This is a genomic window from Burkholderia sp. lig30 (assembly GCF_000687455.2).
Classification (GTDB): Bacteria; Pseudomonadota; Gammaproteobacteria; order Burkholderiales; family Burkholderiaceae; genus Burkholderia.
On the sequence record NZ_JGVW01000055.1, the window covers coordinates 1 to 26,282 of the forward strand.

The 26,282-nt window shown below is 63.0% G+C and carries 30 protein-coding genes and 1 tRNA gene; 28 read left to right on the top strand and 3 right to left on the bottom strand.

What is annotated here, in order from left to right; translation table 11 throughout:
* The first annotated feature begins 372 nt into the window (after nt 1-372).
* The 12 genes from LIG30_RS05860 (at nt 373) to LIG30_RS05915 (ending at nt 12,293) form a co-directional block, all read left to right on the top strand.
* Complete coding sequence (locus LIG30_RS05860) at nt 373-1,278, top strand: alpha/beta fold hydrolase (RefSeq protein ID WP_038710537.1); 906 nt, start codon at nt 373-375, stop codon at nt 1,276-1,278.
* A gap of 79 nt (nt 1,279-1,357) precedes the next feature.
* On the top strand, nt 1,358-1,711 hold the full coding sequence (locus tag LIG30_RS05865; RefSeq protein WP_038710474.1) for a RidA family protein: 354 nt from the start codon (nt 1,358-1,360) through the stop codon (nt 1,709-1,711).
* A 39-nt stretch (nt 1,712-1,750) separates the two neighbouring features.
* The gene (locus LIG30_RS05870) at nt 1,751-3,994 is read left to right on the top strand and encodes a RelA/SpoT family protein (RefSeq protein ID WP_038710476.1); all 2,244 of its coding nucleotides are present in this window, start codon (nt 1,751-1,753) and stop codon (nt 3,992-3,994) included.
* Between the two features lie 98 nt (nt 3,995-4,092).
* Nucleotides 4,093-4,169 (top strand) — tRNA-Val (locus tag LIG30_RS05875).
* Nucleotides 4,170-4,418: 249 nt separating this feature from the next.
* Nucleotides 4,419-6,326, top strand: coding sequence for a threonine--tRNA ligase (thrS, locus tag LIG30_RS05880; RefSeq protein ID WP_038710478.1), 1,908 nt, complete (start codon nt 4,419-4,421; stop codon nt 6,324-6,326).
* A gap of 49 nt (nt 6,327-6,375) precedes the next feature.
* Nucleotides 6,376-6,900: a translation initiation factor IF-3 gene (gene infC, locus LIG30_RS05885; protein ID WP_083493923.1), complete on the top strand. Its 525-nt coding sequence runs from the start codon at nt 6,376-6,378 to the stop codon at nt 6,898-6,900.
* A gap of 192 nt (nt 6,901-7,092) precedes the next feature.
* Entirely contained in the window at nt 7,093-7,290 is a 198-nt protein-coding gene (gene rpmI / locus LIG30_RS05890; RefSeq protein ID WP_004191477.1) for a 50S ribosomal protein L35, read from the top strand.
* Between the two features lie 30 nt (nt 7,291-7,320).
* Nucleotides 7,321-7,680 carry a 50S ribosomal protein L20 gene (gene rplT / locus LIG30_RS05895; protein WP_007585475.1) on the top strand — a complete coding sequence of 120 codons (360 nt, stop codon included), beginning with the start codon at nt 7,321-7,323 and terminating at the stop codon, nt 7,678-7,680.
* 148 nt (nt 7,681-7,828) lie between these two features.
* The gene (gene pheS, locus LIG30_RS05900; RefSeq protein WP_038710480.1) at nt 7,829-8,842 is read left to right on the top strand and encodes a phenylalanine--tRNA ligase subunit alpha; all 1,014 of its coding nucleotides are present in this window, start codon (nt 7,829-7,831) and stop codon (nt 8,840-8,842) included.
* 84 nt (nt 8,843-8,926) lie between these two features.
* Nucleotides 8,927-11,356, top strand: a complete 2,430-nt coding sequence (gene pheT, locus LIG30_RS05905; RefSeq protein ID WP_038710481.1) for a phenylalanine--tRNA ligase subunit beta — start codon at nt 8,927-8,929, stop codon at nt 11,354-11,356.
* A 74-nt stretch (nt 11,357-11,430) separates the two neighbouring features.
* Nucleotides 11,431-11,832, top strand: a complete 402-nt coding sequence (locus LIG30_RS05910) for an integration host factor subunit alpha (RefSeq protein ID WP_038710482.1) — start codon at nt 11,431-11,433, stop codon at nt 11,830-11,832.
* A 44-nt stretch (nt 11,833-11,876) separates the two neighbouring features.
* On the top strand, nt 11,877-12,293 hold the full coding sequence (locus tag LIG30_RS05915) for a MerR family transcriptional regulator (RefSeq protein ID WP_038710483.1): 417 nt from the start codon (nt 11,877-11,879) through the stop codon (nt 12,291-12,293).
* 123 nt (nt 12,294-12,416) lie between these two features.
* Here LIG30_RS05915 and LIG30_RS05920 read toward each other — a convergent pair whose 3' ends face one another.
* Complete coding sequence (locus LIG30_RS05920) at nt 12,417-14,645, bottom strand: hypothetical protein (protein ID WP_038710484.1); 2,229 nt, start codon at nt 14,643-14,645, stop codon at nt 12,417-12,419.
* A 380-nt stretch (nt 14,646-15,025) separates the two neighbouring features.
* The gene (locus tag LIG30_RS05925) at nt 15,026-15,757 is read right to left on the bottom strand and encodes a LexA family transcriptional regulator (RefSeq protein WP_038710486.1); all 732 of its coding nucleotides are present in this window, start codon (nt 15,755-15,757) and stop codon (nt 15,026-15,028) included.
* A gap of 150 nt (nt 15,758-15,907) precedes the next feature.
* On the opposite strand from LIG30_RS05925, the gene LIG30_RS25075 reads away from it, so the two are divergent.
* Nucleotides 15,908-16,225 (top strand): helix-turn-helix domain-containing protein, encoded by a 318-nt coding sequence (locus tag LIG30_RS25075; RefSeq protein ID WP_083493924.1) that lies wholly within the window; start codon nt 15,908-15,910, stop codon nt 16,223-16,225.
* Nucleotides 16,226-16,286: 61 nt separating this feature from the next.
* Nucleotides 16,287-16,769: a hypothetical protein gene (locus LIG30_RS05930; RefSeq protein ID WP_038710539.1), complete on the top strand. Its 483-nt coding sequence runs from the start codon at nt 16,287-16,289 to the stop codon at nt 16,767-16,769.
* Between the two features lie 15 nt (nt 16,770-16,784).
* Here the strand turns inward: LIG30_RS05930 and LIG30_RS26045 are convergent, their stop codons facing one another.
* Complete coding sequence (locus tag LIG30_RS26045) at nt 16,785-17,219, bottom strand: hypothetical protein (RefSeq protein WP_152986019.1); 435 nt, start codon at nt 17,217-17,219, stop codon at nt 16,785-16,787.
* Nucleotides 17,220-17,255: 36 nt separating this feature from the next.
* Between LIG30_RS26045 and LIG30_RS05935 the strand changes: the two genes are divergently transcribed.
* The 14 genes from LIG30_RS05935 to LIG30_RS05995 all read left to right on the top strand — a co-directional run bounded on the left by LIG30_RS05935 (nt 17,256) and on the right by LIG30_RS05995 (nt 26,278).
* Complete coding sequence (locus LIG30_RS05935) at nt 17,256-19,400, top strand: Mu transposase C-terminal domain-containing protein (RefSeq protein WP_160326682.1); 2,145 nt, start codon at nt 17,256-17,258, stop codon at nt 19,398-19,400.
* A gap of 33 nt (nt 19,401-19,433) precedes the next feature.
* The gene (locus LIG30_RS05940) at nt 19,434-20,162 is read left to right on the top strand and encodes an AAA family ATPase (RefSeq protein ID WP_235510207.1); all 729 of its coding nucleotides are present in this window, start codon (nt 19,434-19,436) and stop codon (nt 20,160-20,162) included.
* 3 nt (nt 20,163-20,165) lie between these two features.
* Nucleotides 20,166-20,789, top strand: a complete 624-nt coding sequence (locus LIG30_RS05945) for a hypothetical protein (protein WP_038710489.1) — start codon at nt 20,166-20,168, stop codon at nt 20,787-20,789.
* The gene (locus LIG30_RS25080; RefSeq protein WP_083493926.1) at nt 20,779-21,108 is read left to right on the top strand and encodes a hypothetical protein; all 330 of its coding nucleotides are present in this window, start codon (nt 20,779-20,781) and stop codon (nt 21,106-21,108) included. The genes LIG30_RS05945 and LIG30_RS25080 overlap by 11 nt, the downstream gene beginning before the upstream one ends.
* Nucleotides 21,105-21,413 carry a hypothetical protein gene (locus tag LIG30_RS05950; RefSeq protein ID WP_038710490.1) on the top strand — a complete coding sequence of 103 codons (309 nt, stop codon included), beginning with the start codon at nt 21,105-21,107 and terminating at the stop codon, nt 21,411-21,413. The genes LIG30_RS25080 and LIG30_RS05950 overlap by 4 nt, the downstream gene beginning before the upstream one ends.
* Nucleotides 21,414-21,472: 59 nt before the next feature.
* Entirely contained in the window at nt 21,473-22,087 is a 615-nt protein-coding gene (locus LIG30_RS05955) for a hypothetical protein (RefSeq protein ID WP_038710492.1), read from the top strand.
* A 41-nt stretch (nt 22,088-22,128) separates the two neighbouring features.
* The gene (locus LIG30_RS05960; protein ID WP_083493927.1) at nt 22,129-22,713 is read left to right on the top strand and encodes a hypothetical protein; all 585 of its coding nucleotides are present in this window, start codon (nt 22,129-22,131) and stop codon (nt 22,711-22,713) included.
* Nucleotides 22,706-23,323 carry a DUF3164 family protein gene (locus LIG30_RS05965; protein WP_038710494.1) on the top strand — a complete coding sequence of 206 codons (618 nt, stop codon included), beginning with the start codon at nt 22,706-22,708 and terminating at the stop codon, nt 23,321-23,323. The genes LIG30_RS05960 and LIG30_RS05965 overlap by 8 nt, the downstream gene beginning before the upstream one ends.
* 9 nt (nt 23,324-23,332) lie before the next feature.
* Entirely contained in the window at nt 23,333-23,791 is a 459-nt protein-coding gene (locus LIG30_RS05970; RefSeq protein ID WP_038710495.1) for a hypothetical protein, read from the top strand.
* Nucleotides 23,792-23,869: 78 nt separating this feature from the next.
* Nucleotides 23,870-24,286: a gp16 family protein gene (locus LIG30_RS05975; RefSeq protein WP_038710544.1), complete on the top strand. Its 417-nt coding sequence runs from the start codon at nt 23,870-23,872 to the stop codon at nt 24,284-24,286.
* Nucleotides 24,273-24,707, top strand: coding sequence for a Mor transcription activator family protein (locus LIG30_RS05980; protein WP_038710496.1), 435 nt, complete (start codon nt 24,273-24,275; stop codon nt 24,705-24,707). The genes LIG30_RS05975 and LIG30_RS05980 overlap by 14 nt, the downstream gene beginning before the upstream one ends.
* Before the next feature lie 173 nt (nt 24,708-24,880).
* Entirely contained in the window at nt 24,881-25,402 is a 522-nt protein-coding gene (locus LIG30_RS05985) for a glycoside hydrolase family 24 protein (RefSeq protein WP_038710498.1), read from the top strand.
* Nucleotides 25,403-25,412: 10 nt separating this feature from the next.
* The gene (locus tag LIG30_RS05990) at nt 25,413-25,643 is read left to right on the top strand and encodes a hypothetical protein (protein WP_038710500.1); all 231 of its coding nucleotides are present in this window, start codon (nt 25,413-25,415) and stop codon (nt 25,641-25,643) included.
* Nucleotides 25,640-26,278, top strand: a complete 639-nt coding sequence (locus LIG30_RS05995; protein ID WP_051994889.1) for a hypothetical protein — start codon at nt 25,640-25,642, stop codon at nt 26,276-26,278. Before LIG30_RS05990 ends, LIG30_RS05995 begins: the two co-directional genes overlap by 4 nt.
* Nucleotides 26,279-26,282 lie beyond the last annotated feature (4 nt).

Consider the following 26,282-nt stretch of genomic DNA (forward strand, 5'->3'; position numbering starts at 1 on the left):
ATCAAGGCGAAGACGGGCGCGCCGCTCGACGTGAGCGCCGTTTCGTAAGCGCCGTCTCGTAAGCGCGATACGCGCGTTGCGCACGGACGCCCGGCGTTCCTGAATGGAGCGCGCGGCGTCATGAGAGGGGCGCCCCGATCCCTGCTTGGCGGGCTACGCTGAGCAGGGATTTTTCATTTGGCAGGCCGTCATGAACGCCATCTCGTCATGGTGCGTGACGCCGCGCGTTGTGCAGCGCCTGCGGCATGCCGCACACGCCGGGTCGTATCCGGCCCGCCGACCCGACCCCTCGCGCGGAAGCGGTTTACAATCGACCGCATCGGGCGGCGCGGCGGTCGCGCCGCCGCGCCTTCGTTCGACAGGATGCTTCCGATGCCCACGACTCCAGCGAATTCCCCGGTTCCCCGCATGCGGCGCGTGCAGTGCGCGAGCGCGGCCGGCCTGCATCGCATCGCCTATACGGAATGGGGCGATCCCGCCAATCCGCGCGTGCTGGTCTGCGTGCACGGGCTGACCCGCTCGGGGCGCGACTTCGACCGGCTCGCCGCCGCGCTGTCGGATGCCTATCGCGTCGTCTGCCCGGACGTCGCCGGGCGCGGCCAGTCAGACAGGCTCGGCGATCCGCGGCTCTATGCGATCCCGCAGTACGTCGCCGACATGGTGACGCTGATCGCGCGGCTCGACGTCGAAGCGGTGGACTGGTTCGGCACGTCGATGGGCGGGCTGATCGGCCTCGGGCTCGCCGGGCTTCCGGGCTCGCCGGTGCGACGGATGATCGTCAACGACGTCGGCCCGCACATCGAGCCGGATGCGCTCGCGCGCATCGGCGAGTATCTTGGCGTCGCGCCGCGCTTTGCGACCGAGCAGGAGGGCATCGATTACCTGACGTCGCTGTCGTTGCCGTTCGGCGCGCTGAGCGCCGACGAATGGCGGGCGCTCAACGCGCCGCTGCTGCGCGCGCTGCCGGAAGGCGGCTTCACGCTGCGCTACGACCCGCGGATCGCGGAGCCGTTCAAGGCCGTGACGCCGGAACTGGCCGCGCTCGGCGAGGCCGCGCTGTGGCGCTCGGTCGAGGCGATGGACGCGCAGGTGCTCGTCGTGCGCGGCGAGTCGTCCGACCTGCTGTCGCGCGAAACGGTCGCCGACATGGTGACGCGCGGCAAGCGCGTGTCGCAGGTCGAGGTCGCCGGAGCCGGCCACGCGCCGGCATTCGTGAGCGCGGATCAAATCGCGCTCGCGCGCGGGTTTTTCCTCGGAAACGAAGGGCACGCGTCATAATGTGCGGTTCGGCGTCGCATGGGCCTGGCTCGCGCGACGCGTCCGCTCCTTTCATCCATCCATTCAATCGGGACATTTCATGGCAGTTATTCGTCACCACGTCGGTGCCCGCCTTTCCGAAACCGCCATTCACAACGGCACCGTGTATCTTGCCGGCCAGATCGCCGAAGACACCGCGCAGGACATCCTGGGCCAGACGCGCGAAGTGCTCGGCCACATCGATCGTCTGCTTGCCGAAGCAAACAGCGACAAGGCGCACCTGCTGTCGGTGCAGATCTATATCTCCGACATGGCGAATTTCGCGGGCATGAACGAAGTGTGGGACGCATGGGTCGCGCACGGCGCCACGCCGCCGCGCGCCACCGTCGAAGCGAAGCTCGCGGATCCCGCGTGCCTCGTGGAAATCGTCGTCGTCGCCGCACAGCGGAGCTGAGCGCCGTTTCACGATGACCGTATCCTGCAAGGCCGCCCGATGATCGCCGGTTCCACTTCCAGTCCGTTGGCCGCGTCGCCGTCGTTCGACGACGTGCTTGCATTCGTGCGCGAGCACGCGGGCGACGTGCGGCTGTCGTCGGGCGAGCGGCTCGCCGATCACGCGGCGGGCACGGCGTCGATCGTGCGCACGCTGAACGTCGATCCGCCCGCAGTGGAGGCGGCGGCGCTGTTTGCGCTGACGCCGCACCTGAGCAATCCGGAGCGCGAGCTTGCCGAGCGCTTCGGCGACGAGGTCGCCAGCCTCGTCGCCGACGTGCGCAAGCTGCTGCGGCTCGGCACGGTCAGCCTGCGCGCCGCGCAGAACGCGATGCCGGAGTCGGGGCGCGACGCGGCCGCCGCGCGCCGCGCACAGATCGAGGCGCTGCGCAAGATGCTGCTCGCGTTCGCGCAGGATATCCGCGTCGTGCTGATCCGCCTCGCGTCGCGGCTGCAGTCGCTGCGCTACTACGCGGCGGCGAAGGTCGATCCGCCGCCGGAAGTCGCACGCGAGACGCTCGATATCTACGCGCCGCTCGCGAACCGGCTCGGCATCTGGCAATTGAAGTGGGAGCTCGAGGATCTCGCGTTCCGCTTCGAGGATCCGGTCACGTACAAGCGGATCGCGAAGCTGCTCGACGAAAAGCGCATCGAGCGCGAGGCGTACGTCGCGCAGGCGATCGAGCGCCTGCAGCACGAGCTGGCCGCCGCGCACATCCAGGCGGAGGTGAGCGGGCGCCCGAAACACATCTACAGCATCTGGCGCAAGATGCGCGGCAAGGAGCTGGATTTCTCCGAGCTGTACGACGTGCGTGCGTTCCGCGTGATCGTGCCCGACATCAAGGATTGCTATACGGTGCTCGGGATCGTGCATCACCTGTGGCAGCCGGTGCCGAAGGAATTCGACGATTACATCTCGCGCCCGAAGCCGAACGGCTACAAATCGCTGCACACGGTCGTGATCGGCGACGACGGGCGCGCGTTCGAAGTGCAGATCCGCACGCAGGAGATGCACCGCTTCGCCGAATACGGCGTCGCCGCGCACTGGCGCTACAAGGAAGCGGGCGCGCGCGGCTACGGCGGCCAGTTCTCGGCGAGCGACAAGTACGACGAGAAGATCGCGTGGCTGCGCCAGCTGCTCGCATGGAAGGACGACGTCGAGGACGGCGCGGCCACGAGCGCGGCGGGTGGCAAGGCGTGGGCGCAGTTGCGCGAGACGACGCTCGACGACGACCACATCTATGTGCTGACGCCGCAGGCGCGCGTGATCGCGCTGCCGCAGGGCGCGACGCCGCTGGATTTCGCGTACTACCTGCACAGCGAGCTCGGCCACCGTTGCCGCGGCGCGCGTGTCGAGGGCGCGATGGTGCCGCTCAACACGGCGCTGTCGAACGGCCAGACGGTCGAGATCGTGTCGGTGAAGGAGGGCGGCCCGTCGCGCGACTGGCTGAATCCGCAGCTCGGCTACCTGCAGAGCCCGCGCGCGCGGCAGAAGGTGCGCGCGTGGTTCAACGCGATCGAGCAGCAGGAGAACATCGCGCACGGGCGCGCGCTCGTCGAGAAGACGTTGCAGCGCGAAGGCAGGACGTCGGTCAATCTCGACAATCTCGCCGCGAAGCTCGGCTTCAAGTCGCAGGACGACCTGTTCTCGGCTGTCGGCAAGGAGGAGTTCAGCCTGCGCCACGTCGAGCACGCGCTGTCGGATGCACCGCCGGCGGAGCCGGCGTCCGAGGCGCCCGCCGATTTCGAGAAGCGCGGCAGTGGCGCGAGCGTCGCGCACGGCGCATCGACGGGCGTGCTGGTGGTGGGCGTCGATGCGCTGCTGACCCAGCTCGCGCGCTGCTGCCGGCCGGCGCCGCCCGATCCGATCAGCGGCTTCGTCACGCGCGGCAAGGGTATGTCGATCCATCGCAGCGACTGCGCGACGTTCCGCCGGATGGCGGAGCGCGCGCCCGAGCGCGTGCTGCAGACCACCTGGTCGGCCGATGTGCTCGGCGGGCGCGGTGCGTCGGTCTACCCGGTCGACCTGATGATCGAGGCGAGCGACCGGCAGGGGTTGCTGCGCGACATCTCGGAAGTCTTCGCGCGCGAGAAAATGAACGTGGTCGGCGTGAAGACGCAGAGCCGCCGCAACGCGGCGTTCATGCAGTTCACGGTCGAGGTGTCGAATGCGGCGCAGGTGCAGCGCGCGTGCACGCTGCTTGGCGAGGTGGCGGGCGTGGTGCGCGCAGGCCGGAAGGCCTGATGCGGCGGTCGGCGGCGGGCCGCGCTGAAAAAAATTGGCAGCGAACGCATAAAACCCTTGCCAAGTGAATATCAGGTCCATATAATTTCAGCTTCTTCAGGCTCGTAGCTCAGCTGGTTAGAGCACCACCTTGACATGGTGGGGGTCGTTGGTTCGAGTCCAATCGAGCCTACCAACGAACAGGAGTGTCCGGCTTGCCGGGTACTCGAGGCAGTAAAACATTGACCGCGTATAAGGCGAATACGGTTATGACACCGCGAACGTTGACCGAAACGGTTTCGGAGCGACGCTAGTCGGGGAACGTCTTCGCCCTTGCGGTTGGTTGAAGTATCGAATGCGGCCCCTCGAAAGCGGGGCCGCATTTTTTTTGTCTTTTTAATGCGTTGTTTGCCTGCCGCGCACTGCCGGCATCACGGAGATTGCTATGGTTTCGATACGCCTGCCTGACGGCTCAGTTCGACAATACGAGCATCCGGTGACCGTCGCCGAAGTGGCGGCCTCGATCGGTCCCGGTCTCGCGAAGGCTGCGCTCGGCGGCAAGCTCGATGGCGAGCTCGTGGATACGTCCGCGGTGATCGATCGCGACGCGTCGCTCGCGATCGTCACGGACAAGGATGCGGACGGCCTCGACATCATCCGTCACTCGACGGCGCACTTGCTCGCCTACGCGGTGAAGGGGTTGTATCCGGATGCGCAGGTGACGATCGGTCCCGTGATCGACAATGGTTTCTACTACGACTTCTCGTATCACCGCCCGTTTACGCCGGAAGATCTGGAGAAGATCGAAAAGCGCATGCAGGAGCTCGTGAAGAAGGACGAGCCGGTGTCGCGTCGCGTGGTCTCGCGTGACGATGCGGTCGCGTATTTCCGCGGCATCGGCGAGAAGTACAAGGCCGAGATCATCGAGTCGATTCCGGTGAGCGACGACATCAGGCTGTATTCGCACGGCGGCTTCACCGACCTGTGCCGCGGCCCGCACGTCCCGTCGACGGGCAAGCTGAAGGTCTTCAAGCTGATGAAGGTCGCGGGCGCGTACTGGCGCGGCGATTCGAAGAACGAGCAGCTGCAGCGGATCTACGGCACGGCCTGGACGAAGAAGGAAGACCAGGACGCGTACCTTCACATGCTCGAGGAAGCGGAAAAGCGCGACCATCGCAAGCTCGGCAAGCAGCTCGACCTGTTCCACATGCAGGACGAGTCGCCGGGCATGGTGTTCTGGCACCCGAAGGGCTGGACGCTGTGGCAGCAGGTCGAGCAGTACATGCGCCGCCGCGTGAACGACGCCGGCTATCTCGAGATCAAGACGCCGATGATCATGGACCGCTCGCTGTGGGAAGCGTCCGGTCACTGGCAGAACTACCGCGAGAACATGTTCACGACGGAATCGGAGAAGCGTGACTACGCGATCAAGCCGATGAACTGTCCGGGGCACGTCCAGGTGTTCAAGCACGGCCTGCGCTCGTATCGCGACCTGCCGCTGCGCTACGCGGAATTCGGCTCGTGCCACCGCAACGAGGCGTCGGGCGCGCTGCACGGCCTGATGCGCGTGCGCGGGTTCGTGCAGGACGACGCGCACATCTTCTGTACCGAAGACCAGTTCATCTCCGAGTCGATCGCGTTCAACACGCTGGCGATGAGCGTCTACAAGGATTTCGGCTTCGAGCACATCGACATCAAGTTGTCGCTGCGTCCGGAGCAGCGCGCGGGCACGGACGAGACCTGGGATCGTGCCGAGCAGGGCCTGCGCGACGCGCTGACGGCGTGCGGCCTCAAGTGGGAAGAGCTGCCGGGCGAGGGCGCGTTCTACGGCCCGAAGATCGAATACCACATCAAGGATGCGCTCGGCCGCTCGTGGCAATGCGGCACGCTGCAGCTCGACATGGTGCTGCCGGAGCGCCTCGGCGCGGAGTACGTCGCCGAAGACAACAGCCGCCGCCGGCCAGTCATGCTGCACCGGGCGATCGTCGGCTCGATGGAGCGTTTTCTCGGCATTCTGATCGAGCACCATGCCGGTGCGATGCCGGTCTGGCTCGCGCCGTACCAGGCTGTTGTGCTCAATATCGCCGAAAGTCAGGCCGAATACGCGCAATCTCTGGCCCAATCGTTGCAAAAACAAGGGGTTAGGGTGGCGGCTGATTTGCGTAACGAGAAAATTAGCTATAAAATACGCGAGCACACGCTGGAAAAGGTGCCTTATCTGCTCGTCGTGGGCGACAAGGAGCGTGATGCACAAACGGTAGCCGTGCGTGCCCGTGGCGGCGTCGATCTGGGCGTGATGCCGATCGATGCCTTCGTTGAGCGTCTGCAGGAAGACCTGCGCTCGTTCAAGTAACCGCCCTGGCAGCGCGGCTCGTTTTTTTAATTTTTAGAGGAAACGTAACATCGCTACTGATAAGTCGTCGCATCGCATCAACGGTGAAATCACTGCGCCGGAAGTGCGTCTGGTCGGGGTCGAGAACGAAGCGCTCGGTATCGTAAAACTCGCTGATGCCTTCCGTAAATCGGAAGAGCTGGATGTTGACCTGGTGGAAATCGCGCCGCAAGCGGTTCCGCCGGTTTGCCGTCTGATGGATTACGGCAAGTTCAAGTACCAGGAAGCGAAGAAGCAGCACGAAGCGAAGCTCAAGCAGAAGGTCATCCAGGTGAAGGAAGTGAAATTCCGCCCGGGTACCGATGACGGTGATTACAACGTCAAGCTTCGCAATCTGCTGCGCTTCCTCGAAGAGGGCGACAAGACGAAGATCACGTTGCGTTTCCGCGGCCGTGAGATGGCCCACCAGGAAATCGGCATGCGGATGCTTGAGCGTCTGCGCGCCGACCTCGACGAAGTCGGCCAGGTCGAGCAGATGCCGAAGATGGAAGGGCGCCAGATGATCATGGTGCTCTCGCCGAAGAAGAAGAAGTAACGGGCTTGCGCGCGGGTCGCGCGCAAGTTCGGAAGTGGTTCGGCACGTCGCCCGGTCAGGGCGGCGCGCCAGAAACGACAGTGGCCGCGCATGCGGCGCGCTGTACACAAGTGGACTGGGTTTCGAAGGGCGGGTTGAGGGCGCAAGCCAACCGCACACCCATCTCCATCTAATAAACTGGAGTTGTTCGTCATGCCTAAGATGAAGACCAAGAAGAGCGCTGCAAAGCGCTTCGTGGTGCGTCCGGGCGGTACCGTCAAGCGCGGTCAAGCCTTCAAGCGTCACATCCTGACCAAGAAAACCACGAAGAACAAGCGTCACCTGCGCGGCGCCACGGCAGTTCATGATTCCGATCTGAACTCCGTCCGCGCGATGCTCCCGTTCGCGTAACCCCTCAACAGATACTCACAGGAGAGAAACATGCCTCGAGTCAAACGTGGGGTAACCGCACGGGCCCGTCACAAGAAGATCATCAAGCTGGCCAAGGGTTATCGCGGTCGCCGCAATAACGTCTACCGCATCGCCAAGCAGGCGGTGATGCGTGCAGGCCAGTACGCTTACCGCGATCGCCGCAACAAGAAGCGTGTGTTCCGCGCACTGTGGATCACGCGTATCAACGCGGCTGTCCGTCAGCACGACATGACCTACAGCGTGTTCATCAACGGCCTGAAGAAGGCGTCGATCGAACTCGACCGCAAGGTGCTGGCTGACATGGCGGTGTTCGACAAGGCTGCTTTTGCTGCGATCGTCAAGCAGGTGAAAGCCGCCGTTGCAGCCTAATTGAGAAATTAGCACTGCGTGGTTAGTTGCAGCGACGTTCCGGTAGTCTCGGCCGCTGCAGCGAAAACGGGGCTCTTCCGAGCCCCTTTTTTGTTGGTCGGGCGATTTCGCTCGCCGAAAACGAATGACGTTGGAAATGATGGGATCTATGGATCTGGACCAGATTGTCGCCGACGCGCAGCAGTCCTTCGAACAGGCTGCCGACATCACCACGCTCGAAAACGAGAAAGCCCGCTTCCTCGGCAAGTCGGGGGCGTTGACCGAGTTGCTGAAGGGCCTCGGCAAGCTCGATCCCGAAGCGCGCAAGACCGAAGGCGCGCGCATCAATGTCGTGAAGCAGCAGGTTGAAGCCGCGCTGACGGCGCGCCGCCAGGCGCTTGCCGACGCGCTGCTGAACCAGCGTCTCGCGGCCGAGGCGATCGACGTCACGCTGCCGGGCCGCGGCGCCGGCGCGGGCAGTCTGCACCCGGTGATGCGCACGTGGGAACGCGTCGAACAGATTTTCCGCACGATCGGCTTCGACGTGGCCGACGGCCCCGAGATCGAAACCGACTGGTACAACTTCACGTCGCTGAACAGCCCGGAGAACCATCCGGCGCGCTCGATGCAGGACACGTTCTACGTCGACGGCAAGGATGCCGACGGCCGTCCGCTGCTGCTGCGCACGCACACGAGCCCGATGCAGGTGCGTTACGCGCGCATGAACCGTCCGCCGATCAAGGTGATCGCACCGGGCCGCACGTACCGCGTCGACAGCGACGCGACCCACTCGCCGATGTTCAATCAGGTCGAGGGTCTGTGGATCGACGAGAACATCAGCTTCGCCGACCTGAAGGGCGTCTACACCGATTTCCTGAAGAAATTCTTCGAGCGCGACGACATCCTCGTGCGCTTCCGCCCGTCGTATTTCCCGTTTACGGAACCGTCGGCCGAGATCGACATGATGTTCGAGCACGGCAAGAACGCCGGCAAGTGGCTCGAAATCTCCGGCTCGGGGCAGGTGCACCCGACCGTGATCCGCAACATGGGCCTCGATCCCGAGCGCTACATCGGCTTCGCGTTCGGCAGCGGCCTCGAGCGCCTGACGATGCTGCGCTACGGCGTGCAGGATCTGCGCCTGTTCTTCGAGAACGACCTGCGCTTCCTGCGCCAGTTCGCGTAACGCGCCGCCACTGCGCCGACTTGTGCCCGCGCAGGCCCCTCGGGCGCCGGGCGTCGATCTAACCTGTTTCGAACGTAGACATCCATGCAATTCCCTGAATCCTGGTTGAGAACCTTTGTCGATCCGCAACTGACGACCGACGAGCTGTCGCACGCGCTGACGATGGCGGGGCTTGAAGTCGAGTCGCTGCGGAAGGCGGCGCCGCCGACGTCGAAGATCGTCGTCGGGCGCGTGCTCGAAGTCGTCAAGCATCCGGATGCGGACAAGCTCAATGTCTGCCAGGTCGATGCCGGCACGGGCGCGACGCTCAACATCGTCTGCGGTGCGCCGAACGTGGCGCCGGGCATCAAGGTGCCGGTCGCGCTCGTCGGTGCGGAACTGCCGCCCGCCGAGGAAGGCGGCAAGCCGTTCGCGATCAAGCTGTCGAAGCTGCGCGGCGTCGAGAGCCAGGGAATGCTGTGCTCGGCGCGCGAGCTGAAGCTGTCGGAAGACCACAGCGGTCTGTTGATCCTGCCGGAAGACACGCCGATCGGCCAGGATATCCGCGATACGCTGAACCTCGACGACGCGATCTTCGAAATCAAGCTGACGCCGAACAAGGCGGACTGCCTGTCGGTGTTCGGCATCGCGCGCGAGACTGCCGCGATCACCGGTGCGCCGCTGACGACGCCCGACATCCGCCCGGTGCGCGCGGAACTCGACGAGACGCTGCCGGTACGCATCGCCGCGCCGGATCTGTGCGGCCGCTTCTCGGGCCGCGTGATCCGCGGTGTGAACGCGCGCGCGAAGACGCCGCAATGGATGGTCGAGCGTCTCGAGCGCGCCGGCCAGCGCAGCGTGTCGGCGCTCGTCGACATCTCGAACTACGTGATGTTCGAGCTGGGCCGTCCGTCGCACGTGTTCGACCTGGACAAGATCCATGGCGGCATCGAGGTGCGCTGGGGCAAGCGCGGCGAGTCGCTCAAGCTGCTGAACGGCAACACGGTCGAGCTGGACGAGACGGTCGGCGTGATCGCCGACGACCGCCAGGTCGAAAGCCTCGCGGGCATCATGGGCGGCGACAGTACGGCCGTGACGCTCGACACCACCAACATCTACCTCGAGGCCGCGTTCTGGTGGCCGGACAGCATCCGCGGCCGCGCGCGCAAGTACAACTTCTCGACCGATGCGGCCCACCGCTTCGAGCGCGGCGTCGACTACGCGACGACCGTCGAGCACGTCGAGCGCATCACGCAGCTGATCCTCGAGATCTGCGGCGGCAAGGCGGGCCCGGTCGACGACCAGGCGGTCAACCTGCCGGAGCGTGCTCCGGTGAAGATGCGTGTGTCGCGCGCCAACCGCATCATCGGCGTGACGATCGACGGTGACGAGATCGCCGGCATCTTCACGCGCCTCGGCCTGTCGTTCGAGCGTGACGGCGACGTGTTTTCGGTCATGCCGCCGTCGCACCGCTTCGACATCGAGATCGAGGAAGACCTGATCGAGGAAGTGGCGCGCATCCATGGCTTCGAGAAGATCCCGGCGCGCCCGCCCGTCGCGGCGAGCGAGATGCGCCCGACCAACGAGACGCAGCGCTCGATCCACGTGATCCGTCATGCGCTGGCGGCGCGCGACTACGCGGAAACCGTCAACTTCAGCTTCGTCGATGCGGGGTGGGAGCGCGACTTCGCCGGCAACGAGAATCCGATTCGTCTGCTGAATCCGATCGCGAGCCAGCTGTCGGTGATGCGCACGACGCTGTTCGGCAGCCTCATCAGCGTGCTGCGCCACAACCTGAACCGCCGTGCCGACCGCGTGCGTGTGTTCGAGACGGGCCGCGTGTTCCTGGCCGATTCGTCGATCAAGGCGGGCGAGCTGGTCGTCGAGGGCTACGCGCAGCCGAAGCGTGTCGGCGCGCTCGCGTACGGGCCGGCGATCGACGAGCAGTGGGGCGCGGCAACGCGCGCGGTGGACTTCTTCGACGTGAAGGGCGATGTCGAGGCGCTGCTGGCGCCGGCCGTCGCGCGCTTCGTGAAGGCCGAGCACCCGGCGCTGCATCCGGGCCGCAGTGCACGCATCGAGATCGACGGCAACACGGTCGGCTTCATCGGCGAACTGCACCCGCGCCTGATGCAGAAGTATGAGCTGCCGCATGCGCCGGTGATGTTCGAGATCGATGCGGATGCGCTGATCGCGCGCGCGCTGCCGGCGCCGACCGATGTGTCGAAATTCCCGCCGGTGCGCCGCGATATCGCGGTCGTGGTCGATCAGTCGGTCGAGGTTCAGGCCCTCTTCGACGAAATGAAGAAGGCGCTTGCCGACGACGCCTGCCGGTTCGTCCAGAAGGTTGTACTCTTCGACGAATTTCGTGCAAAATCAAATACTTCCGGTGGACTTGCCGAGCACGAGAAGAGCCTGGCCTTCCGCGTGACGCTGCAGGACGCGGCCGGCACGCTGCAGGACGAGGTGGTCGATCGTGCGATCCAGATGCTCGTCGAGCGGATGGCGGCCGCAGGCGCGCGCATGCGCGGCTGAGGAAGAAGCCCGCCCGTGACGCGGGCGGCTTTTTCCCCATCGTGAGTTTTGGTTTAACGCGCTGTATGGCAGATATGAACGACATGACCTCGAGTGAATTCGAAGCCCTTCTGACGGCGCAACGCAGCGCCATGAGCCGTGACGCCTCGGCGCCGGCGTCCGCCGAGACGCCGACGCTGACGAAGGCGGAGCTGGCCGACCTGCTGTTCGACAGCGTCGGGCTGAACAAGCGTGAGGCGAAGGACATGGTCGAGGCGTTCTTCGAAGTGATCCGCGATGCGCTGGAGAACGGCGAGAGCGTCAAACTGTCGGGCTTCGGCAACTTCCAGTTGCGGGACAAGCCGCAGCGTCCGGGCCGCAATCCGAAAACGGGCGAGGCGATCCCGATCGCCGCACGCCGGGTGGTGACCTTCCACGCGAGCCAGAAGCTGAAGGCACTGGTCGAAAGCGGCGCGGAATCGGATCTCGCGCGCTGATCCCCCGCGCGGCCGCCGCGCACTTTACCGATGGTTGACTGACGATGACCACGACGGTTGACAAAGTCGTCTTGCCTCCGATTCCCGCGAAGCGCTACTTCACGATCGGCGAAGTGAGCGAGCTGTGTGGCGTCAAGCCGCACGTGCTGCGCTATTGGGAGCAGGAATTCACGCAGTTGCGGCCGGTGAAGCGGCGCGGTAACCGCCGCTATTATCAGCACCACGAAGTGCTGCTGATCCGGCGGATCCGCGAATTGCTCTACGAACAGGGCTTCACGATCAATGGCGCGCGCAACCGGCTCGATGCGCCGGGCGGCGATCGCGGCGAGCCGGCTCCGGCCGTGGAGGCCGAGGCATCGGCGGCCGACGCGAAGCCGGCAAGCCAGCCGGGCAGCGCCGTCGACGTTGCCGCGTTGCGTCAGGCGCTGCTCGACGTGATCGACGGGTTGAAGCAAGACTGAGAAGATCGCGCGTCAGCGCCAGGCCCGGCGGCGTCGTACTCCCGGGCTCGATGAGATGGTCAGCCCGATCCCCACTCAGCGGACGACGTCGAGTGGGGATTTTTCATGGGTCGCGCGCTGGTCTCATCGCGCGGCCAGCGGATTCCTCTGTCCGAGGTCGACGACCAGCGTGCCGTCCGCCAGCATGCGCACCGAGCCTTGCGCGACCTGGCTGCGATAGCCGTAGAGATCGAACGGCATCGGGTTCGCATCGGCCGAATTCCGGATCAGTGCACGGACGTTCAGCTCGAGGACGTTGAACATCTTCATGTCGCCGCCTTCCATCCACATGTAGCTCTTCGCGTCGACGGGCGGGCGGCTTGGCGCTCGTGCGTCGGAGGCATGCCGGAACGTCAGGCGCAAGCCGTCGCGCTCGACGCTCGCCTGCGCGAGCCGGCCGTCGAGGCGCGGCGGCGGGAAGGCCGTGTACTGGTCTAGCACCAGCGTGTCGCCGCGCAGCGCCGCGCCCCGCCGCTGGAGCGGCGTGAGCGACGCCAGTTCGATGCCGAGCGCGCGCAGCAATCGCGCCTGCGGGATGCCGAGCACCGACACCCGGGTCGGCGCGAACGCGAGATGCCGGTCGTCCAGCACCGACAGCGTGCCGCTCATGTTCGTCGGCAGCCACGCGCCGGGCACATGGTTCCACAGCTTGATGCCGCCTTGCACGCGCAGGTTCGGCCCGTCGGCGCTCAGTTGCAGATCGTTGAGCGAGCGCGGCGAATAGTCGAGCAGGTAGCCGTTGAAGAGCGCGGACAGCGCTTTCCACGATTCGACGACCGACCCGCCGAGTATGCGGATGTCGTACTGGTTCGGGTCGTCCAGATCGACGGGGGCGCCCGCCTGTTTCGCGACAAGTTCGACGTCCAGTTCCTCGACGTGAAAGCCGATTTCGCCCGACAGGAAGAAATCGACGTTGCGCAGGTGGATCGTCGGGTGGCGGTTCGATACGTGCCGCTCGTCGAATGGCGCACGCGCGGCGCGGCGCATCGCCACCTTCCGTATGCCAGGCTGCGCGGGAGCGTCATCGGCGCGCGCGAACACGTCCCAATACTGGCGGAGATAGCGCAGCGCGTTCTGCTGCGCGGCGAGGAAGCCGTCGTTCAGTCGCGCGGCGGGACTGGCGGCCGGCGCGGCATTTGCGGCGTCCGGCGCGGTGCCGGCATAGGAGGGCATCCGGATCGCCATTGCGCCGCTTTCGTCGAAATTGAAGTAGCCGGCCGATACCTGTTCGCGGTAATGGTAGAGGTCGAAGACGAACGGCCTGCCGGCCGTACGTGGCTCGACCTCGCCGATCAGGATGTCGGCGTTCATCGGCATCGAGCGCATGAACTTGACGTCGCCGCCGCGGATGTACATTGCCTGCTGCGGTGCGTCCGGCGGCATCGCGAAGCCGGCGTGCGTGCCGTCGTCGAGCGTCAGGTCGAGTCCGGCAGGCGTGACGCGCAGCGCGGCGATCGTGATTTTCAGGCGCGGCGGCGGCATCAGCCGGTCGACCGACATCACGAGATCGTCGCCGGCCAGCCGCGCGATCGGCGTGTCGACCTTCAGCAGGTCGGACATCCGCATGTTCGCCGCGCGCATCACGGCTTGCGCATCGACTCCGGAGACCCGCACGGCGGTTGGATGGAATACCAGCTGATTGCCGTCCCGGATCGCGAGCGTGCCGGACAGCGAGAACGGCACCCAGCCGTCGCGCTGCATCTCGCCGCGCAGGTGGATCACGCCATCGCCGGCCGTGACGACGAGCTTGCGCAGCGGTGCATGCCGATAGCCGAAGATGTAGGTGTCGAAGAGGGCCGTCAGCTTGGCGCTGTCGAGCGTCACCGTGCCGCGATGCACGTCGATCCCGAAGCTCCTCGGGTCGTCGAAGACGATCGGTGCGCCGGCCTGCGTCGGCACCAGTGTCGCCGACAGCTGATGCACGTAGAAGCCCAGGTTGCCGACGATGCGGAAGTCGATGTCCCGGAGGAATGTCATCGCGCCGTTCTGGCCGGAGTCGCGCAGGCTGACCGGGCGGGGTTGCGTCAGGCGGATCGACGCGAGCGACGGCACGGTGCGCGCGGCTTGCTGCTCGCGCGCGAGGCGCTCGGCTTTCGTGCGTTCGACGGTAGTGGTGGCGCCCGGTGCGTTGGCGCTTGCGTTGCGCGATGTGTTGGGCTCCGTGCCGCCGGTGTCGAGCAGCGCGAACGCAAGCACAACGCAGCCGAGCACGCGTGCTGCGCGACGCGACGCCAGCACGGTGCGCGGCGGATGCGGGATCGATCGGGGTACTGTCAAAGGCGAGCGATGGCCGAGCCGGACCGTGTGTCGCATCGTCTGTCTCCATGTCCTGTCGTGATCGCACGCGGGAGCGCGGTGCGCGTCGCCGGGTGTCGGTGGCGAGCAGTGTGGCATAGCGCGCTAGAGCGGCGTTACCAAACAGCGGACGGTGAAGGCGGAACGGCGGGTGCGTGGCGGCGCAATGGGGGCGGGGCGGTTTGTCCGGCGGATCAAACGGGCCGTGTGGCTATGGGGTGGTGCCCGTTTTGACACTGCAGAGAAACGTCACAAAAATCCCGAAAACCCGCACGGCGCAAGGCTGAGAGCGATTTAACCCGGCGCAAGACAGGAGCGCGAAAAGTGCGCGAAATCGAGCAGCCATCGGCAGATTTCGCGCACTTTTTGACACCGGAACGAGCAAAAACCGGGCAGTTTCAGACCTGCCGCCCAAACCACACGACTCGCCCGATGACGGCGAAATCGGCTGGCGGCTTTTCCATGTTCACTTCGAACGGCTCATAGGCCGGATTGGCACTGCTGACGCGAAGGATCGCGCCTGGCAGCCGCTGCAACGTTTTAACGATCACATCTCCGTCGATCCGCAGCACGTAAATACCAGCCGCCCCACTGATCTGGCTTCGGTCGATCAAGATCACATCCCGGTCATTCAGTACCCCCTGCTGGGAGTCCCCCTTCACCGACAGTACCGACAGATCCGCTGGATTGGCGTGCAGGTAGTTTTCAATCCAGTATCGGCGGAACGCCATCGTGTGCGTGGGCGTCTCGTCGGTCACGGCTTGGCCGTGACCGGCTGCGGCCTTCACGTTGTAGCGCGGGACGAAAACAAACTCGGATATATCGACGGGATTGCCGAGCGTGTCATGCGTTTGAGACCCGTGACTACTGGTAGTGGTTGACGAATCACCATCAGCCATCCATTCCAAGCTGCGGCCAGATGCACGAGCCAGCTTCACGATTACCTCAAAGGGCGGCTTACTGTCCCCTCTGATGTACCGGCGAAGCATGTCATCTGAGACACCTGCTGCAGCAGCGGCAGCTACACGTCCCCCAATCACCCGGCATGCCGCGTTTATGCGGCTTCCGATCCCCTCAAGAGGAAACGGAACCCGAACATCCGCGTGATCAAGGCTTTCCGGTTCTGACATAAGTTGCTGAAATCAATAGTAATTCCTTGGAATTCGAGAGAAATTTCGGGGTTCTGAAACGGAAAAGAATCGGAAACACGAATTTTCTCTTGATCGACCAAGAGTTTGTGCGTTAAGATCCACGCATATATTCACGGACTGGGTGAACAAATGCGCACATACGAGCAGCAAAAAAATAGTGGCGAAGACTGGAGCGCCAACAAGATTAGATACGCCCTCTATGAAGCCGGCTGGAATTGGTCGTCGCTTGCTAAAGCCACTGGGTACGCCAGTAGCGCAGCTCTTCGCAACGCCGCAGCACGACCGTATCCCAAGGCCGAGCGAATCATTGCAAGCGCAATTGGTGTCGCACCCGAAACTATCTGGCCGAGCCGATACGAGAAACGGAATTTTACGCCCGTTTTGTCACCATCCACCCCTGTCTGTGTGCCGCGTCGCGGGCATCAGCTCGCTGCTGCGATGGAGTGAATCGTAGATGTGCCGAAGCCCGGACGCCACCACGACGATTCCCGATACAGACGAAACGAAGATGAGAAAACGTTCCTGGAAATCCCAGCACGCAACGAGCCTGAGCGAGGCATTCGAACTGTGCGTTGAGCATGCGGCGGAGCGCCGCCGGCCGGCCAAGGTATTGGCCGACCTGATGGGCGTCGAGCTGAAGACGCTGTATCGTTGGCTGGCCGAGACGTCCATGCCGATGAACCGCGTTCGCCAGTTCGAGGAATTCTGTGGTGCACGCTTCGTTAGCGAGTACCTGTGCATTGCCGATGGGCGGCGCGTCGTAATCGAGATCCCGACCGGTCGGCGCCCAAATGTTGCCGATCTGTCCAGCCTGCAAAGCGCTTTTGCAGATGCGGCTGCGGTTCTGTGCCGCTACTACGCGTCCGGTCACGAACAGGCTGACGCGATTGCCGCGCTCACACACGCCATGACGCAGGCGGCATACCACCGCGAGAACGTGACGAAGGATCGCGCGCCCGAGCTGCTGTTCGACGAAGCGGAGGCCAAGTGATGCAGTATCCGAACGCTACTCGAACGGGGACGGTTCAATGTCCGCAAACGCCGTTGGCCACTGCGGAATGCGCATGCGCAAAAGCTCTCGGAATATCGACCCGGCAACGGATGTGGTGTCACGATAGGGCGCACCAGGTTCGAGCACTGGTGCGTTCAAGACAAGCGCATCTAGGACGGCGTGGGCCTGACGGCAATGAATTATCGCTGCTAGCGTTAGCAGCCGACGAATCTCTTCGTCTGCCCATGCCTTGCGACGGTTGCGCTCCGACGGAGTCGCAGCAACGAACGCTTCAATCGCGTCCGCGTTTTTCTCGCGCCAGTCGAGCCAGATTTGAAGCCCGGCGCGCCGTAAGTCGCGTGCGAGTGAAGCTATCTCTTCTTTGGTTAGAGAGTTTTCAAGTTCCGTCGCGAGTCGGATGCTGGCTGACGCGTACTGTCCTAATCCCATTGCGCTCACTCCTCGGAAATGACCGGGAAATCTAACATGGTAATCGTCAAGTCCCATTACAGCGCGCCAGAATTGGCAGCGCTCGGTCTTCGCGGCGTGCCGACTACAGAGCGTGGCGTCCGATATGGTGCGACTCGCGAAAACTGGGTATCTCGGCCGCGCCCGAAAGGAAAAGGTCTCGAATACGCATTTGACAGCCTGCCCGCCGACGCCCAGGCCGAAATCCGACGCCGCGCCGCAGCCGATCTGATCGGCACGCCCGCGTCGACGCCCGCCATCGCACGCCCGCAGCAGATTGACATGCTGGAAACGGACACGCAGCGCCTGAAGGCACATGCGCGAAAGGGCATTCTCACGATGCTCGACCGGCTCATGGATCAGTGCAATATCTCGCGCGAGACCGCGATGGCGACGCTGCTCGCGCAGGCGAAGCTCGGCACGCTCGACGATCACGCCGTCATGATGCTACGCGCCGCACGCGACGAGCGCGGACGCAAGGGTGATTTCCCGAGCGTGCGAACGCTCAAGCGGTGGCTTGCGCAGGAGAAAGCCGGCGACCTCGCACCGAAGATCGCCAGTCAGCAGGACTTCAGCGTGCCTGAATGGGCACGCGTGTTCCTCAGCCACTATCAACAACCGCAGAAGCCATCGGTCGAGCATGCTTATCGCGAGTTCGAGAAGGCGCACCGGATGCGCGACCGCGCTTGGGACTTCCCAACTATCCACCAGGTGCGTCGCTTCTTGGGCAAGCTCGGTAATGTGTCTCGCGAAGTCGGCCGCATGGGACCGCATGAGTTGAAGAATATCCGGCCGTATGTCGTCCGCACGTTCGACCAGCTACTGCCGAACGATGTCTGGAGCGCTGACGGTCATACGTTCGATGCCGAGGTCCAGCATCCATTGCATGGTCGCCCGTTTCGGCCGGAAATCACGACGATCATCGACATCGCTACGCGCATGGCCGTAGGGTTCTCTGTTGGCCTGGCCGAATCGAGCATTGCGGTGCTTGAAGCGATCAGCAATGCGACGCTGAACTGTGGTGCACCTGCAGTCTTCTACGTCGACAATGGCTCGGGATACTCCAATCAACTCCTGAAGCGAGAAGGTACTGGTCTGCAGGGGCTGCTCGGTTTCAACATCAAGCATTCGCTACCGTACAACTCGCAGGCCAAGGGGGTGATCGAACGCTCGCACCAGACGATCTGGATTCAGGGCGCCAAGCTGCTGCCGAGCTTCATCGGCGCATCGATGGATCGTGAAGCGAAGCTGGCTCAGTTCAAGGTCACGCGCAAGGCGATCAAAGACGGTGGTGCGTTGCCACTCATGGGATGGGACCAGTTCATCCAGTTCGCGCAGGAACGAATCGACGAATACAACCATCGACCGCATCGCTCATTGCCAAAGATCGTCGACGAGTCAGGCCAGCGCCGTCATATGTCGCCGCTCGAATGTCGCGAGGCACATCGTGCGCGCGGTTGGGAACCGATCATGCTGAACAAAGCGGAAGCGCAAAGCGTTTTCCGGCCACGCGTCGAGCGCTCGGTAATTCGCGGTGCGATTGCGCTGTTCAACAACGGTTACTTCAGCCCGATGCTGGAAGAGTTTCACGGCGAGCGCGTGCAGGTCGCATTCGACATTCACGATGCGAAGCAAATTTGGGTGTACGACGCCGACGGCCGCTTTGTGTGTACCGCAGATTTTCGTGCGAACGAACGCCACTACTTCGAGATGCCGTTTATCGATCAGTCTCGCGAGAAGCGTGCCGACGCGCGCGAAAAACGCGTCATGGCCAAGCTCGACGAGATCGATGCCGAACGTCGTGGACATCGGGCGTTGCCGATGGAAACGCCCGAGGTACTGGAAATTCCGGGAATTGGACAGATCACGCGCGAAGCCCTTCGTGCACGCGTCGTCAATGTGCAAGACATCGAGCCCGAACAACCGATGGCCACGGTCACCGTCGACGCAGCACCGGTGGCGCAAGTTCTCGCGTTGCCTGAAACGGCAGCGCAGAAGTTCGCCCGCTGGCAAGCCCTGGACCGACACATTACCAACGGAGGAACGATCGAGAAAACCGAAGACTTGAAGTTTTACAGCCTGTATATGAAGAGCAAAGAGTTCGCGGCGCAGAAGCGCCGCGCGGAAGACGCTGGCGAGTTGCAGCTCGCCAGTCAAATGTAAGACCAACCAATGCGAATAATGACACAACACGAATTGAACAGTAAATCCATCGGTTCCATCGCGCAGATCGCGAACCTAGGCATGTGCGACATCGCGATCGAGCGTGCCATCTCGCGCAGCACTAACCTGCCGGGCCTCGTCTGCTTCTACGGCCCGTCCGGTTGGGGAAAGAGCATGGCGGCGAACTACGTCGCTAACACGCGCCGCGCCCGCTACGTGCAGGCGAAGTCGGTCTGGACGAAGAAGCACTTCCTGAAGGCGGTGCTGTTCGAGATGGGCATCAAGCCCGCGGCAACGATTCCGGAGATGGCCGACCAGGTCGCCGAGGAACTCGCCGCGAGCGGCCGGCCGCTCGTCATCGACGAAATGGACCATCTGGTCGACCGCAACGCGGTCGAGCTGGTGCGCGACCTGTACGAGTCGAGCCAGGCCCCGATCCTGATGATCGGTGAGGAAGGTCTGCCGGCCAAGCTCAAGAAGTGGGAGCGGATGCACGGTCGCGTGCTCGCCTGGGTGCCGGCGCAGCCCGTCACGCTCGAAGATGCTCACAAGCTCCGTCCGCTTTACTGCCAGAACGTCGACGTGTCCGAAGACCTGCTCGCGAAGCTCGTCGAGCTGTCGCACGGTTCGGTGCGCCGCGTCTGCGTGAACCTTGAGCGCATCCAGGAAGAAGCGCTGGTACAAGGGCTGGATTCAATTGACCTCGCAGTATGGGGAAAGCGCGAGCTGTACACCGGCGAAGCGCCGAAGCGGAGGGTTTGACGAATGGCTCGCAAACCCGCACATCTGGAACAGAACGGTGGCAAAGGGCCGCGACAACGTGCTTGGGAGGCCATCCGCCGCCAGCGCAACGATTTCACCACGGATAGCGTCGTGAAGACGTCCAAGGTCGACAAGGCTGCGGTGCAGACTTACCTGCAGTCGCTTGCGCGCGGCGGCTTCATCGAGACGATCGGCGATCGTATGGCGCTCGGCGTCACGAAGCACTATCGGCTCGTCCGAGACACGGGTGTAGAAGCGCCGCGCCTTAACCGACAGGGACAGCCGGTGCTGCGTTCGCGCGGCAGCGAGAACATGTGGCGAACGATGCGCATCATGGGTGAGTTTTCGTGGCGCGAATTGGCGATGCACGCATCGACACCCGATACCGTGATCGCTGAAATGGCAGCGAAGGCATACGTTCAGGGCCTCGCGCATGCTGGCTATCTGACGGTGGTCGATCCTGGCCACCCGTTCATCAAGGGCAAGGGGGCGAAGCAAGCGCGCTACCGGTTACTGGTGTCGAAGTACACCGGGCCGCGTCCGCCGATGATTCAGCGTACGAAGTCAGTGTACGACCCGAATCTCGGGAAGGTTGTGTGGCAGGAGGAGCCGGATCATGACGACTGATGATCGCTGGCTCACACTGCTTCGCGAGGCTGTTTCTGTGTCGTCTCGGGCCGAGGTTGCGCGCGAGCTGGATCTATCGCGCACCACTATTTCCCTCGTGCTGTCCGAGAAGTATCCGGGCAAGACCGACCGTGTGGCCGCACGCGTTCTGCGCGTCTTCGGCCAAGTGAAATGCATGCATACCGCCGAGCTGGTGACGCCGACGGTATGCCTGGATTTTGCCGCGCGCCGGCCGCCAGTGAACAACCCGCTCGCCCTGACCCACTGGCGCGCATGCCAGACCTGTCCGCGTCGCCCCGTTAAAGGAGACTCCAAATGAAACAGAGTTCTAACGTACTGAACCCGACCAAGCCGCCGATCAATGAGTTGATGCAGTTGACAGCGCTGCGCATCGCGGCGGCTATCGAGACGCTGACCGAGAAGGGGTTCACGGTCATCGGCATTGAGTTTTCCAGCGGCTCGAAGCCGACGATTCAGATCCAGAGCTGCTCGGCATGCGCCGAGCTGATCGATAAAGACGAAGCGACCTACTACCTAACCGGCGGCTCTGGCGCGAGGCGATACCGCACGGGGACTTTCAAAATCGGCGAGGTGCGCATCATCTGGACGGAAAAGGGTAACTGATACCTGAAACAGGTTGTGCCAAAAGCAACGCGAAACGAAATTATTTTAAGGAGTGCTACATGAGTGATGAAAACAAAATCCCGGATATCGAAAATCCGGATGGCTTCGATACCGTGCCGGAACTCCGGCGTGAGCTGAATCGAGTGAAGGTCGAACTGCTGGCGTGCGCGGAAGCGCTCAAGGAACGCGATGCAGTCGGCTGCGAGCTCGCCGGTCTGATCGACCGCGTATTGATGCAGCACGTTCTTGGCGACCATCGCGGCGTTGCCGCGATCCTCGATGCTCGGCTGGAGGGCAATCCTCGCCTGCGTGAACGGCTTGAGGAGGCAAATGAATCCGCAAAAATCCTGCAGGCTCAGCGGTGGGACGGCGATGCTCGGGAAAAACGAGAGCAGGAATCACTGCCGCCATACAACTGCGGCGGCGACGATCCGTGGTCGACGATGACCGTCCAGGAATTGCGCAAGGCTCTCGATATTGCCAATCGTACCGGCGTGGTCATCTCGTCTGAGCTGGTCGCAGTCAAGGATGTCCTGAACAGCCTGACAGGAGAGATATCGAAGATTGTCGTCGCGCACGTAACGGGGGGCGCGGATGCCGTCTTGCAAACCGTAAGTACGTTCTGTGAGAAGCGTGTCGTCGTGAAAGGCGATCTGACGCGCAAGGTGCACTGATGCCGCTCCCGCAACTCTGTTGCCCGAACTGCCGTGCGGTGATGAGCCTCGACGTGCTGCTGGCCGACGACGCGCCGCGCGAGGCGCTCAATGCAATCGTCGAGGCTCATCCAGCTGGCGAGACGTTCGTGAAGCCACTTCTACGTTACATCGGCCTGTTCGCGCCCGTGAAGAGCCAGATGAGCCATTCGCGCATTGCAGCCCTGATCAACGAACTGGCACCGATGATCCGTGCCGCGCAAATCGAGCGCAACGGGCGCACCTGGCCATGCCCGATTGACTATTGGCGTCAGGGCTTCGATCACATGCTCGCGCAGCGCGACCAAGGCCGGTTAAAGCTCCCGCTGAAAACACGCGGATATCTACTGGAGGTGCTCGCTGGATTCGCGGACAAGGCCGAGTCAAGAGCGGAATCGAATACCGAGCGGCAGCGTCAGGGGCATGCCGGACTCGGGACGCCAGAAGCACGCGCATCGCCGCACCCCGACGTTCCAGCCATTCACGTCGACGCACAGCAGACCGGCCCGCGTCAGGTGACACCCGACGTTGCGCAGAGCCTGACCAAGCTGAGGCGCATCACGAAGGAAATAAACCAATTTTCGAAGGAAGGAAAAAAACATGACTGAACAGCATATCCCGGCCGGCTACGTGAAAGACGCTCGTGGCCGTCTCATTCCGGAATCGCTGGTCGAGCCGATCGACCAGCTGCGCGACCAAACCATCACGTCGCTGATCGACGACGCGAAGCGCCTCCAGACGATCATGGCCGAGTTCAAAACGCGTGCCTTCACCGATATCGCCGCATTCGTCGAGGCCAGTCATGAACAGTACGGCGTGAAGGCCGGCGGCGCAAAGGGCAACATTTCGCTGGTCACGTTCGATGGCCGTTACAAGATCGTCCGGCAGATCGCGGAGCACATCCAGTTCGACGAGCGACTGCAAGCCGCAAAGGAACTGATCGATGAGTGCCTGCGTGAATGGACCGAAGGCAGCGACGACAAAATCAAGGTGCTGATCAACGAAGCATTCCAGGTCGACAAGGAAGGGAACGTGAACACGGGCCGCATTCTCGGATTGAGACGCCTCAAGATCGACGATCTGAAGTGGACGAAAGCAATGGGCGCGATCAGCGACAGCATTCGGGTGACGGGCAGCAAGCCGTATGTCCGACTGTATGAGCGTGACGACGAGACCGAGGAGTATCGCGCGATCAGCCTCGACCTCGCTGTGATCTAGGGAGGCCGCATGTCGAAACTATCGAAACAGGACATTCAACGGATCGACTCCGAGCTGTCGTTTCCGTACGGGTGTGTCGTGCTTCGTTGCGATGGCGATACGGTCACGATACAGGTGCAGCGGACGAAGCCGCGTCGATACGAGCTGATGGTCTACGTGAACGGCTGGTTCCGAGGCGAATATCTGAAGCCGGATGCGAAGGAAAATCGGTTCTACCGGCCAGTCACTGTGAAGCGTTGGAAGCCGTCTCAACGTGCGCAGATCATCAAGGATTTCGGAAAGCGACGAGCGGCGAAGGTGTTCCCCGATCTCGATGCGACGTTCACGTACTGCATGTCGTCATGGACGTCGTCCGGTTCGATGCTGCGCCATTTCGCCCGCAACAACGAATCGATCATCTTGGTATCGGTTGGCGTGCCCATTGACACGTCGGTCGATCCGACCGGAACGGAGCCGCTAAATGTCTGACACGATCACCATCGTGATCGGCATCGTCTTCTTGATTTGTCTCTGCCGCAAGGAACTGCGGCGCTGGTGGAGGTCGTAATGCTGATCGCGAAAACCACTCTGTCGAAGATACACATCGCGAAACAACAACTTGCGATGACCGACGACGAGTACCGAACGGTACTGCATAGTGTTGCCGGCGTCAGTTCCGCGAAGGACCTGACGCCAGAAGGCGCTCACAAGCTGCTGAAGCACTTCGAGCGCTGCGGATTCAAACCGAAACGCACGGTCGGACGACGTCCCAGCATGGACGGGTCGCGCGCGCAGCGCCTGCAGAAGATAGAGGCGCTACTCGCTGATGCTGGCCGGCCGTGGGATTATCTCTCGGGCATGGTTAAGCGCATCTGCAAGGTCGATGCGATCGAGTTCTGTGACGGCCAGATGCTCGGCAAGCTGATCACTGCCCTACAGGTAGATGCGAATCGGCGCAGGGAGGTGCGTGATGGACCTGCATGAAGTCGAACACCTGTTACCACGAACTGCGAAGCGCATCGTGGCCGTGATTGGCTTGCCTGCATTCATCATGCTGATCATGAGAATACCGGGCGTGGTGTTCCCAGTACCGAAACGCGGCAATCGGGAGGGAGAAGCGCGATACGAGGAGCTGGCGGAGCACATCGGTCCGGATGCGGCGAGCGAGATGTGTCGGCACTTCGGTGGAGAACGTATCCCAATTCCGACGTGTAGTGCAGCATGGCGTGAGCTGCGCGACCGTCAGCTGCGTGCCGAATTCGATAAATTGACCAGGGAGAGCAGCGCGCTGCATGCAGTATCAAAGATCGCGATCAAGCATGGGATTACCGACCGAATGGTCTGGTCGATTCTCAAAAAAACGGACGACACCGTTAAATCCACTGACCAGATCCCGCTCTTTTAACGGGCCGCTACTCTGCTAGTAGAATGGCTTGCCGGCAACGAAGTTGTTGTCGTGCCCAACACCACGAAGCCCCGCCATGCGGGGCTTTTTCTTTGGTACTGAAGTCCTTCACGATTCCACTAACCCTCCCCTGAAAACACAATTGTCCCGTACACCACACACAGGAATACGGGATGGCACGAATCACGGCAGAACAGGCAGGCGGGAAGAACGTCGTCGCGTTCCTCGGAATGATCAAGGCGAGCGAGATCGATGCATATACGCGTGCGCACAGCGACGACGGCTATAACGTGCTCGTCGGCTCACACGGCCCGATGACGCGCAGCGGCAAGTCGATTCCGGCCGACGTGCGTCTCTTCGAAAGCTATGCGACCCATCCGAACATCCTCAATCGCGAACTGAACTCGACGGCAGCGGGCGCCTATCAACTGCTCTTCCGCTACTACATGCCGTATGCCAGGCTGCTCGGGCTGCACGACTTCAGTCCGCTTTCGCAGGACCTGATAGCGCTGCAGCAGATCCGCGAGCAGCGCGCGCTGCCCCTGATTCAGTCCGGGCACATTGCGGCTGCGATCGCCGCCTGCTCGAACATCTGGGCATCGCTGCCCGGCAACAGCTACGGGCAGCACCAGAACGACATCGCGATGCTCACCGCCGCCTACAAGCAAGCTGGCGGCATCGTAGCCATCGCATAACGGTTCCAGCATGGCGCTTCGCGATCTCATCACCGGCCTCGACGGCAAGCTCTCGCACTCGAAGTTGTGGCCGAACATTGCGTCGGCCACAGCGACGGGCATGTTTATCTACCAGGGCGTAATGCATACGCTCACGGTCGACGTCTGGCTCACGTACCTCGGGTGCGTGGGCGGCTACTCGGCCGTCATCCAGGCCATCGGCGCATGGCGCGGTGGCCGCCAACAAGGGACACCCGAATGAATCCTTTTTCTGGCTATTTCAAGGTAGGAATCTGGATCGTCGTCGCGGTCGCGTTCGCATTCGCGTGCGTGAAGATCTACGACTTCGGTTTTCACAACGCCGAGGTGATCGGCGAGAAGAACCTCGGCGACTACAAGGCCACGCTCAACTCGGACGCTGCCTCATCGGTCGCCGCCGCCTTCGCCGACTATGCATCGGGCGTCGCGCGCGGTCAGGCGGCTGAATCGAAATTTTTCATCGACCAGCACGCCGACGATGTGAAGTCGGACGCCATGAAGAAGGAGATCGACCATGTTGCACAACCTCACATTGCGGCGTCTGTGCATGCTGTCGCGCCGTCGTCCGCGAGCGCCGCTGATCCTGTGTATCGCTGCGTTTTCAGCCGGGGCTTTGTCCGGTTGTGGAACGCCGCCGTCGGTGCAGATGATCCTGACGCAGCCGTGTCGGCCGGTGCCGATTCCGGCAGCACTGCTTTCGCAGCCGGAAGTGGTGAAGCCGCTGACTCCGGGGTATCACAGCGAGACATCCTCGACTGGCTCGTCGACTACGCCAGCGGCCGCCGTACCGCAGAGCGAAAACTGAGCGAGATTCGTGGCCTGCAGCAGCCAGCATCGGCCGCGTCCGGTGCCCAGTAACCGG

Excerpts from the sequence above, each read along its gene's own strand:
- LIG30_RS05990 (WP_038710500.1), top strand. The coding sequence starts at position 25,413 with ATGGCGCTTCGCGATCTCATCACCGGCCTCGACGGCAAGCTCTCGCAC.
- LIG30_RS05915 (WP_038710483.1), top strand. The coding sequence starts at position 11,877 with ATGACCACGACGGTTGACAAAGTCGTCTTGCCTCCGATTCCCGCGAAG.
- LIG30_RS26045 (WP_152986019.1), bottom strand. The coding sequence starts at position 17,219 with ATGGGATTAGGACAGTACGCGTCAGCCAGCATCCGACTCGCGACGGAA.
- LIG30_RS05975 (WP_038710544.1), top strand. The coding sequence starts at position 23,870 with ATGCTGATCGCGAAAACCACTCTGTCGAAGATACACATCGCGAAACAA.
- rpmI (WP_004191477.1), top strand. The coding sequence starts at position 7,093 with ATGCCTAAGATGAAGACCAAGAAGAGCGCTGCAAAGCGCTTCGTGGTG.
- thrS (WP_038710478.1), top strand. The coding sequence starts at position 4,419 with ATGGTTTCGATACGCCTGCCTGACGGCTCAGTTCGACAATACGAGCAT.
- LIG30_RS05935 (WP_160326682.1), top strand. The coding sequence starts at position 17,256 with ATGGTAATCGTCAAGTCCCATTACAGCGCGCCAGAATTGGCAGCGCTC.
- pheT (WP_038710481.1), top strand. The coding sequence starts at position 8,927 with ATGCAATTCCCTGAATCCTGGTTGAGAACCTTTGTCGATCCGCAACTG.
- pheS (WP_038710480.1), top strand. The coding sequence starts at position 7,829 with ATGGATCTGGACCAGATTGTCGCCGACGCGCAGCAGTCCTTCGAACAG.
- LIG30_RS05945 (WP_038710489.1), top strand. The coding sequence starts at position 20,166 with ATGGCTCGCAAACCCGCACATCTGGAACAGAACGGTGGCAAAGGGCCG.
- LIG30_RS05925 (WP_038710486.1), bottom strand. The coding sequence starts at position 15,757 with ATGTCAGAACCGGAAAGCCTTGATCACGCGGATGTTCGGGTTCCGTTT.
- LIG30_RS25080 (WP_083493926.1), top strand. The coding sequence starts at position 20,779 with ATGACGACTGATGATCGCTGGCTCACACTGCTTCGCGAGGCTGTTTCT.
- LIG30_RS05910 (WP_038710482.1), top strand. The coding sequence starts at position 11,431 with ATGAACGACATGACCTCGAGTGAATTCGAAGCCCTTCTGACGGCGCAA.
- rplT (WP_007585475.1), top strand. The coding sequence starts at position 7,321 with ATGCCTCGAGTCAAACGTGGGGTAACCGCACGGGCCCGTCACAAGAAG.
- LIG30_RS05965 (WP_038710494.1), top strand. The coding sequence starts at position 22,706 with ATGACTGAACAGCATATCCCGGCCGGCTACGTGAAAGACGCTCGTGGC.
- LIG30_RS25075 (WP_083493924.1), top strand. The coding sequence starts at position 15,908 with ATGCGCACATACGAGCAGCAAAAAAATAGTGGCGAAGACTGGAGCGCC.
- LIG30_RS05860 (WP_038710537.1), top strand. The coding sequence starts at position 373 with ATGCCCACGACTCCAGCGAATTCCCCGGTTCCCCGCATGCGGCGCGTG.
- LIG30_RS05955 (WP_038710492.1), top strand. The coding sequence starts at position 21,473 with ATGAGTGATGAAAACAAAATCCCGGATATCGAAAATCCGGATGGCTTC.
- LIG30_RS05865 (WP_038710474.1), top strand. The coding sequence starts at position 1,358 with ATGGCAGTTATTCGTCACCACGTCGGTGCCCGCCTTTCCGAAACCGCC.
- LIG30_RS05985 (WP_038710498.1), top strand. The coding sequence starts at position 24,881 with ATGGCACGAATCACGGCAGAACAGGCAGGCGGGAAGAACGTCGTCGCG.
- LIG30_RS05980 (WP_038710496.1), top strand. The coding sequence starts at position 24,273 with ATGGACCTGCATGAAGTCGAACACCTGTTACCACGAACTGCGAAGCGC.
- LIG30_RS05950 (WP_038710490.1), top strand. The coding sequence starts at position 21,105 with ATGAAACAGAGTTCTAACGTACTGAACCCGACCAAGCCGCCGATCAAT.
- LIG30_RS05960 (WP_083493927.1), top strand. The coding sequence starts at position 22,129 with ATGAGCCTCGACGTGCTGCTGGCCGACGACGCGCCGCGCGAGGCGCTC.
- LIG30_RS05930 (WP_038710539.1), top strand. The coding sequence starts at position 16,287 with ATGAGAAAACGTTCCTGGAAATCCCAGCACGCAACGAGCCTGAGCGAG.
- LIG30_RS05970 (WP_038710495.1), top strand. The coding sequence starts at position 23,333 with ATGTCGAAACTATCGAAACAGGACATTCAACGGATCGACTCCGAGCTG.
- LIG30_RS05920 (WP_038710484.1), bottom strand. The coding sequence starts at position 14,645 with ATGCGACACACGGTCCGGCTCGGCCATCGCTCGCCTTTGACAGTACCC.
- LIG30_RS05870 (WP_038710476.1), top strand. The coding sequence starts at position 1,751 with ATGATCGCCGGTTCCACTTCCAGTCCGTTGGCCGCGTCGCCGTCGTTC.
- LIG30_RS05995 (WP_051994889.1), top strand. The coding sequence starts at position 25,640 with ATGAATCCTTTTTCTGGCTATTTCAAGGTAGGAATCTGGATCGTCGTC.